We start from the raw sequence: 6,504 nt of genomic DNA, 5'->3' as shown, positions 1-6,504 counted from the left end.
TAATCACGGGATTTGCACTCTCTTTCAGCCGACTTACGAAGTAGCCGTCGTTCTCGTCGATCAACGCGAAGCGGCGGTACTTGAAATACGCTAGGTCGAGCAGAACGAGCCGTCCTTGCAGCCACGAACCTGTCTTGAACAGCGTGCTATCGTGCGTTTTCTCGTCAGTCACATCGAGTCGTTCAATCGTCTTGTCGGTGGCATTGTGGAGCAGGTGGAGCTTCGCTCCAGCCTGCTCCTCGCGGCGGGCTTGGAACTCATCGGACAGAAACTCGTGCAGCCGCAGGACGGTTCCATCAGCGATCATCACGTCTTTGAATCGGTCGATATCAGCGTCAACAGCATCAGGGACAGCGACCTCGTCGAGGCCGCGCTCGACGAGGTCGCGGAGGTACTCTGCAAGTGACGGCGTCAACCGGTGATAGAAGCCACCGGGAGAGAGCGTCTCATCAGCTGTCGAGTTGTAACTACGTCTGAAGCCAGCGAGTGTTCGGCTCTCGCCTGCGGCGAAGCCGAACACGAGCGCCCACACGAGGACTGGAACCTGAAGCTTGCCCTCACGCTCGACCACGCCGAGTTCCTCGGCGTGCTCTTCGAGATACTCAGAGGGAAACAGTGTAGTGAGCCGACGCATAATTCGAGATGAGGAGCCGGAGTTGTGCACAGACTCGGCTTCCTCATTCCTCTCGAAAAGTAGCCTCGATAAGCCACCGCTGTCACGTGGTTCTCGTCTTAGCTAAAGACGGATGGAAGACGAGAATAACCGCCCAGCCACGATCCGTGTATTCGGAAAGTCCGTGCGTTTCAATCGTCCCAGCGGCAGCTCCGGGGAGCGTGAAATCCGGTGCTTCCTGTCCGATACGAATCATGCGAGGATGTAACACAGCCACAGACTTCAAGCAGCGGGGGGAGTGCAATGGAGTCACACAGAAGCGAACGACGAACTATTGCTCAAGTCGGACCCAGTCGTCATCTCCGAATGGCGGTTCATATTCGAGGTTAAGTCGGTCATACACGGTTCGGGGAATACTGATATCTGCTAGATACAGCTTGCCTGTGTGAACATCGAGCCCCGTTTTCGGGAGGGCGAGGGTCACCGTACGATCCGGCGCTACTACCTCGCCTAGTGGTTCGCCGGTCGTGGCATCGATGCCGGATGGGACGTCAAGTGAGACTGTCGGTCCAAATAGGTCACTCATCCTGCTGATGTACTTGTCTGCCGGTGGCCGGAGGTTTCCACTAAGTCCGTACCCGATCAGCGCGTCGACGATGGTCGTCCGTCCGTCGGCGTCGGCGAGTGATTCGACACCAGAGGTGACCGGTACGTTCATTTCGTCGAGAATTCGTCTCTGGTGAGCCGCCGCGCCGCTCAGTTCCTCTGGTGGTCTGTCCAGAACCACCCGAACGGGGACATCTCGATTAGCGAGGTGTCGTGCACAGGTGAGTCCACCACCGCCGTTCCCACCGTTTCCAGCGACAACCACCACGTCGCTCTCTCGAACGTCACGTACGTGCCAGGCAAGTATACGACCCGCATTCTCCATCATCTGGAGTAACTGTAACCCGACATCCTCGACGACGACACGGTCGACGTCTCGCATCTCGTCGGCGGTGACCGCGGTGACCGACCGCCCAGTCGACGTGCGAAACGAGTTTCGGGACATGTCTCAGTCATGGTGGAGCAGGGACAAATACCTCGCCAGTGGCATCCGCAGCGGTCGAAACGCGTCCTGCCTCCGATGCGACTGTTCACAGGTGTTATTGATTGGGCTACCCTCCTTGGTGTATGCATATTCAGGACGTCCTCCCCCGGGACGCGATTCCAAGTATCGACGATCCAACCTTCGGCACGGAATACATTGGACACGATGAAGACGATGTAATCGTCGTCGAAACCACGCCTGCGCGGGCGTATCCGGTACGGATTCTCAGTTATCACGAGATTGTCAACGACGTGCTCGGAGATAGCGACCGCATAGAATCAGGGAGATGCTCGCCTGGTGACTCGATCGATGTTTCGCGCCCGGTCGCAGTCACGTGGTGTCCGATCTGTGCGAGTGCGGTCGTTTACGACCGAGAGGTCAACGGTCGTGTGTTGACGTTTGGAACCTCGGGTAAACTTGCTGACGACGCGCTGGTGATGTACGACCGCGAAACTGAATCGGAGTGGAAACAGCCGCGTGGAAAGGCGATCAATGGCCCCCTCGACGGGCACGAACTCTCCGTTTTGCCCGCGTCTGTCATATCGTGGGAGCAATTTCGGTCGGACTACCCCGATGGAATCGTCCTCCAGCCGGTTCACGGAGACGAGGGGGGTCCCCAAGGAGAATCACCGCGAACGGTGTACGAGATGACCCCGTACGAGCGATACGACGCAGCGGAAGGGTTCGGTCTCAGAGAGATGCGTGGTGAAGGGAGGAAACGGTCGTGGGACAGGGAGGACATCGACGCCAAGGCAGTGGTATTAGGTCTCACACATGAGGGAGGTGCCGTCGGGTATCCAGTGGAGCAGGTCCAGAGCGCAGGCGGTGTCGTCTCTGATAGCGTCGGTGAGCTCGATGTACTTATCGTCAGTTCGGACGATGATATTCACGCGTTCGAAGATCCCGGCTACGAGTTCGAATTGCGGGACGGAATGCTGTACGGCGACGGAGCAAAATGGGACACTACAACAGGCCGAAGTGACGACGGTCGTACGCTGGCACGAGTACCGAGTCGACGGCTCTACGCCTTCGCTTGGCAGGACGACCACGGCCCGAAGAGCTTCTACGGACTCACGTGAGAAGCAGCCGACAGAAGAACTACTGAGTACAGACGTCAGTCATTCCCCAGTGCTGTTGTGGAACGAGATTGCAGACCCGGCCAATGCTTATGCGCTTTTTCACCTGAGTACTGAACGGGGCACCCCGTCACACGCTCCCGCCCCCTTGAATGATGAGCGACGATTCACACCTCGGCGTGTGCCCGAACTGCGGTCACGATATCCGGCTGATAGACGAGTTGATCACGTACGAACGGTCAGACAACTCAATCGGGGTGTTCGCCGAGTGCCCCTCGTGTACAGCGGTAATCGCTCCACGGTAGCGGTACCATCTGTCCCGTGTTCTGCCAGATAAATAAGACGAGTGCCTCGGGGCTTGCCCCCGGGTGAAGCCGACACACATCTCCACTTTCACCCTGCTTCGGATAGACTTTTGTCCGTAGTAAAAATACTACAATGTGCAAAGAATATGGCCGGCACCGAGGCGCTCGTCAAGACGCTGGACTTCCAACTCGATGTTCAGAGTGACAACGAGCGCCTGCTGTATGACGCTACCCTCGAATCACGGTCGGTGTACAACAAAACCATCCGACTCGCCAAAGAAGGCGTGGACTGGGACGCGATTCCCAACCGTGTGGCCGACGACGCCGGCCTCGTGAAAAACACGACTCAGCGCGTCGTTGCGAAGGCACTCGGCGCGATGGAGAATTACTACGAGTACGACGACTTCGGTCAACCCAGTCACACCAAGGACGGCACGTACCCGCTTCGTACGAACTACGAAGAAGGGTACAACCTGTCGCTCACCGATAGTGGTGACGTGGCGTTTCGCATCAGCGCGAAACCTTACAAACACGTCAAGGGGGTCCTCGAAGGAGACGACGCCCACCTCGATATTCTCAAGACCGCACTCGGAAACGACGAGTGGAAGATTGGGACGGCAGAAGCCCTGTTCCGCAACGAGAACGCCGAGTTACACGTCAATGTCACTAATACCGAGACAACCGTTCGAGACAAGCAGGACTCACGGACGGTCATTGGTGTGGACGTTAACGAGGATAACGTGGCCCTCACTGCGCTGTCCGAGAGTGGCGTCGAAGACTCGTTGGTTATCGACTTCCCCGAAATCAAGTTCGAGCGCCATCGCTACTTCACGATGCGAAAGCGCGTCCAGAACGCGGGGAAGGACAGCATCCACGACACGCTGGAGGGACGCGAGGAACGATTCGTTCGTGACCGACTCCACAAGGTGAGCCGTCACATTGTGGAGTGGGGCCAGCAGTTCGAGAAGCCGTGTATCGTCTTTGAAGACCTCAAAGAGATGCGCGGCAGCATCGACTATGGCACCCGGATGAACTGACGCTTGCACCACCTCCCGTTTCGCGCCCTTCAGTTCTATACGTCATACAAGGCGTCGTTCGAGGGACTCCCGGCCGCGTGGATTAACCCCGAGTACACGAGTCAACGGTGTCCGATGTGCGGACATACGGAGCGTGCGAACCGCAATAAGAAGCGGTTCAAGTGCCGGTCGTGTTCCCATCAAGACCACAGCGACCGTGGTGCAAGTGTTAACATAGCCGTAAAAGGAATCGAGAAGCACCAGGATTGGAATGTGCCTGCTCTCAACAGCCTTCCCGCAGTGAGGAAGGTGCGACGGCAGGCATCGGGGGCCGTGGACGCCCCGACCGTGACCCGACCGACTGTTCGAGGCTATCAGGCCGATGATCGGGTGGGAGTGTCCGACTCATCCACGGGAAGCCTCCGGATCGTCCGAGACTAAAAAGCCGTCTCATGATGACGAGAGACTTTCGGTCTCTCGAAACACTCGACCCCGAGGCCGTTCACTGATGCGAGTGTGGGAAAGAACCGAACGGCAGCGCAGATGATTATTACTCACGGGGACGAATAGCGGATGTATGAACGAAGTCGATTTTCTGGTCATCGGGTCCGGCTCCGGTTTGGATGTCGCGAACGCCGCAGCCAACCGAGGGCAATCCGTTGCAGTCGTTGAAAAAGGCCCGCTCGGCGGGACGTGTCTCAACCGTGGATGCATCCCGTCCAAGATGCTGCTCTATCACGCTGACGTATTCGAGACAATCGAGACTGCCGGCGCGTTCCACATTGACGCAGAGATAACTGATGTGGACTTCGCGGAGATGGTTCGCGAGGTCAACGAGGACGTGAGTGGCGACGCCGACTCTATCCGGAACGGGCTCCGTTCCTCCTCGCAACACGATCTCTACGAAGGTGAGGGTCGATTCGTGGACGAACGAACGGTCGAACTCGTCAGCGGAGAGGACGAAGGAGCCCGAATTCGAGCCGAGACAGTGCTGATCGCTGCAGGCACGCGGCCGGCAATCCCCGATATCGACGGGATCGACGACGTGGACTACCTCACCAGCACCGAAGCATTGCAGTTGGAAACCCCACCGGACCACCTCGTGATCGTCGGTGGGGGCTACATCGCCGCCGAGCTCGGTCACTTCTTCGGCACGTTCGGAAGCGACGTGACGATTATCGGGCGACGACCGAATCTCCTCCCGGAAGCCGACGAGGAGATCGCCGAGGCGTTCACCGACCGGTACGCAGATCGATTCACTGTCCACACCGGCTATGCAGCGACAGCTGCCTCGGAGAGTGATGGTTCAGTGGCTGTCGAAGCCCACCCGTACGAGTACGGAGACGATGGCGGAATACGCGAGGATGAGTCGGTGACCGTAACCGGGGACGCGCTACTCGTGGCCGCTGGCCGCACGCCGAACACCGATCTACTCAATCTCGACGCAACAGGGGTCGAAACCGACGAGCGAGGCTTCGTCGAAACCGACGAATATCTTCGGACGACCGCTGAGGGAGTCTGGGCACTGGGCGACATCGTCGGCGAGTATCTTCTGAAGCACAGCGCGAACCACGAAGCCCAGGCCGTCGCTCGAAATCTCTTCGGCGACGACCTCCAGCCAGTCGACTACACTGCGATGCCCTTCGCTGTGTTCGCGTCACCAGAAGTCGCGGGGGTAGGCGCACACGAATCTGAACTTCAGGAAGCCGGCACGGAGTATGCGACGCGGACCTATCGGTATGACCAGACAGCACGTGGAAGTGCAATGAAAGCTGACGGCTTCGTCAAGGTCATCATCGACTTAGAGGGCGAAATCATCGGCTGCCATATCATCGGACCCGAAGCCTCCGATCTCATCCAGGAGGTCGTCGTCGCGATGAAAGCCGGGTCGGGGACAGTCGCGGATATTCGCGAATCCATTCACATCCATCCTGCACTCTCGGAAGTAATTCAGCGAGCATTCTCGGGGCAGTTCTCCCGAGGCGGCCACTCGCACTGATTTCAGACCTGCTTTCATTTGCAGGTATTTGTAAGCACAGATATCAATAATCCGAGGAGTAACCTGGCGAGATGCCCTTTGCGGAAGGTATACTAAATCCCTCACAGGAGTGTGGTGTCGTTACACAGTTGCTAAAAGCATAATCACCTGCCCGTCATCGGTACAGATGGCATGTTAGTAGTCCACGCAACGTTTCCGATCGCAGCGGAGCATCACGATAGGGCGACTGAATTAATCCGAGAACTGGCCGAGAATTCGCGGGAGGAGGAAGGAATCATCTGCTCTGTTGAATAGATGCTGAGACATGGTTAGAGCGGCTCACACAGCGATTCTATGTTGATGATGGCGAACATCAGGACAATTTCACGGAACTGTCGATACCAGCCGAGCGCTCGCACGGCGTCG

Annotated in this window: 5 protein-coding genes and 2 pseudogenes; 4 read left to right on the top strand and 3 right to left on the bottom strand. The window is 57.7% G+C overall.

The features are described from left to right. A partial coding sequence (locus tag EGH21_RS23960; protein WP_220620915.1) for an IS4 family transposase occupies positions 1 to 634 on the bottom strand: 634 nt, incomplete at its 3' end. Between the two features lie 310 nt (positions 635 to 944). Next, a complete protein-coding gene (locus tag EGH21_RS23950; protein ID WP_236035804.1) occupies positions 945 to 1,664 on the bottom strand; it encodes an NAD(P)H-hydrate epimerase in 720 nt (239 codons plus the stop codon). A 122-nt stretch (positions 1,665 to 1,786) separates the two neighbouring features. Here EGH21_RS23950 and EGH21_RS23945 point away from each other — a divergent pair, with 122 nt between their 5' ends. The 4 genes and pseudogenes from EGH21_RS23945 to EGH21_RS23935 all read left to right on the top strand — a co-directional run bounded on the left by EGH21_RS23945 (position 1,787) and on the right by EGH21_RS23935 (position 6,099). After that, entirely contained in the window at positions 1,787 to 2,782 is a 996-nt protein-coding gene (locus EGH21_RS23945; RefSeq protein ID WP_220620912.1) for a DUF3179 domain-containing protein, read from the top strand. A gap of 149 nt (positions 2,783 to 2,931) precedes the next feature. Then, a complete protein-coding gene (locus tag EGH21_RS24910) occupies positions 2,932 to 3,084 on the top strand; it encodes a DUF7837 family putative zinc-binding protein (RefSeq protein WP_483867073.1) in 153 nt (50 codons plus the stop codon). Positions 3,085 to 3,230: 146 nt separating this feature from the next. After that, a pseudogene (locus EGH21_RS23940) lies at positions 3,231 to 4,541 on the top strand (RNA-guided endonuclease InsQ/TnpB family protein). Between the two features lie 136 nt (positions 4,542 to 4,677). Beyond that, the gene (locus tag EGH21_RS23935) at positions 4,678 to 6,099 is read left to right on the top strand and encodes a dihydrolipoyl dehydrogenase (protein ID WP_220620911.1); all 1,422 of its coding nucleotides are present in this window, start codon (positions 4,678 to 4,680) and stop codon (positions 6,097 to 6,099) included. 308 nt (positions 6,100 to 6,407) lie between these two features. Here EGH21_RS23935 and EGH21_RS23930 read toward each other — a convergent pair. Continuing rightward, positions 6,408 to 6,504 (bottom strand): annotated as a pseudogene (locus EGH21_RS23930) (IS5/IS1182 family transposase); the annotation flags it as partial.

The sequence above is a fragment of the Haloarcula rubra genome (assembly GCF_019599465.1).
Lineage (GTDB): Archaea > Halobacteriota > Halobacteria > Halobacteriales > Haloarculaceae > Haloarcula > Haloarcula rubra.
The sequence above is the reverse complement of the archived record's forward strand: the minus strand, read 5'-3'. Positions and strand labels throughout refer to the sequence as shown.

Bases quoted from the DNA above. Each gene is read 5' to 3' on its own strand.
- EGH21_RS23950 (WP_236035804.1), bottom strand. From the start codon at position 1,664: ATGTCCCGAAACTCGTTTCGCACGTCGACTGGGCGGTCGGTCACCGCG.
- EGH21_RS23945 (WP_220620912.1), top strand. From the start codon at position 1,787: ATGCATATTCAGGACGTCCTCCCCCGGGACGCGATTCCAAGTATCGAC.
- EGH21_RS24910 (WP_483867073.1), top strand. From the start codon at position 2,932: ATGATGAGCGACGATTCACACCTCGGCGTGTGCCCGAACTGCGGTCAC.
- EGH21_RS23935 (WP_220620911.1), top strand. From the start codon at position 4,678: ATGAACGAAGTCGATTTTCTGGTCATCGGGTCCGGCTCCGGTTTGGAT.